The organism is Mesobacillus sp. LC4, assembly GCF_053543455.1.
Window position 1 is genome coordinate 1 of record NZ_JBGCUB010000029.1, and the last position, 1,533, is coordinate 1,533.

Annotated in this window: 1 protein-coding gene; it reads left to right on the plus strand. The window is 40.1% G+C overall.

The genetic code is table 11. The features are described 5' to 3' along the window. The first annotated feature begins 127 nt into the window (after positions 1-127). Positions 128-1,423, plus strand: coding sequence for an IS110 family transposase (locus AB5I83_RS23635; RefSeq protein ID WP_448978949.1), 1,296 nt, complete (start codon positions 128-130; stop codon positions 1,421-1,423). Positions 1,424-1,533: the final 110 nt, after the last annotated feature.

Genomic DNA, 1,533 nt, shown 5'->3' on the forward strand with positions numbered 1-1,533 from the left:
AGATGCAGCATTCCTGTAATGAAAGAAAATGGAGTTTGAACAAAAAAATAACCTCTTGGTAGAATGAGAGAGTCCTGACGCTGGCCAGCAAAAAGGACAAATATCTCAAATACCAGGAGGCTTTAAAATGAATTATAACCAGAATAAGAAGATTGCTCAAATAACTTCTCAGACTCTTATTATAGGAGTCGATATTGCAAAATTCAAGCATGTGGCACGTGCCCAGGATTTCAGGGGAATGGAGTTTGGATCCCCGTGTCAATTTGAAAATACTAAAGAGGGAATTGAGCATTTTCTTAAATGGATTTCGGAAATCAAAAAAGAACAGAGAATGGAAAAAGTGATGGTTGGCATGGAGCCGACAGGCCATTATTGGTTTAACTTGGCCCATATTTTAAAAGAAAACGGGATTAAATTTGTCGCTGTAAACCCCTTGCACGTCAAGAAAAGCAAGGAATTGGATGATAACTCACCTACGAAGAATGATGTGAAAGATGCCAAGGTCATAGCCCAACTGGTCAAAGACGGAAGATACGCAGAACCTACGATACCGCAAGGTGTTTATGCAGAACTCCGTGTGGCAAAGAAAATACGCGATCTTTTAACTGAAGACCTTCAAACGGTCCAAGGGCAGGTACACAACTGGATTGACCGGTATTTTCCGGAATTCCTCAAGGTATTTAAGAAATGGGAGGGTAAGGCTGCTTTACAATTCTTAAAGCTCTATGCTTTACCCCATGAAATAGCTGAATTCACTGAACAAGAGCTACTTGTCCATTTGAGAAAATCCGTATCCCGGAGTGTTGGATTAAACAAAATCCGCGAGTTAAAACGGGCAGCAACTAAGTCCATCGGACTCAGACAGGGTGCCAATATGGCCAGACTTGAGCTTAAAACCATTCTGGCTAAGTATGAATTAATTCAGTTGCAATTCGAAGAATTAGATTCGAAAATTGATGGTCTGCTTGATGAAATACCAGGTGTACCACAAATGTTAGCGATAAAAGGTGTGGGCAGGGATACAATCGCCGGTTTCTTCGCGGAAGTAGGGGATTTAGGTGAATACAATCATCCTCGGCAAATTATCAAGCTGGCAGGCTTAAACTTAAAAGAGAATACATCGGGTAAGCACAAAGGAAAAACGACCATCACAAAAAGAGGTCGGAAGAAACTGAGGGCCTTGTTATTTAGGGTTTGTATGATTCTCGTTGCCAAGAATTCCGCATTCAAGGCATTACATGCGTACTATACTCAACGTCTGGATAATCCATTAAAGAAGATGCAGTCTCTTATTGCTTTGTGTAATAAACTAATCCGGATTCTCTTTAATATTGGTAAAAAGCAATTTGAATTTAAAGAAGAAAAGATGTTAAAGGACATTCCTCATTTGGCATTAGCCGCGAAAACGGAAATGGCAGCTTGACTCGGGTTTAACTTAGAAAAGTAATAGTTCCTTGTTTTAAAGATTTTGGATACATTTGAAGCACGGATTAGTCGGCAAAGAAACTAAATTACGGGCTTAGACCCTGTGGT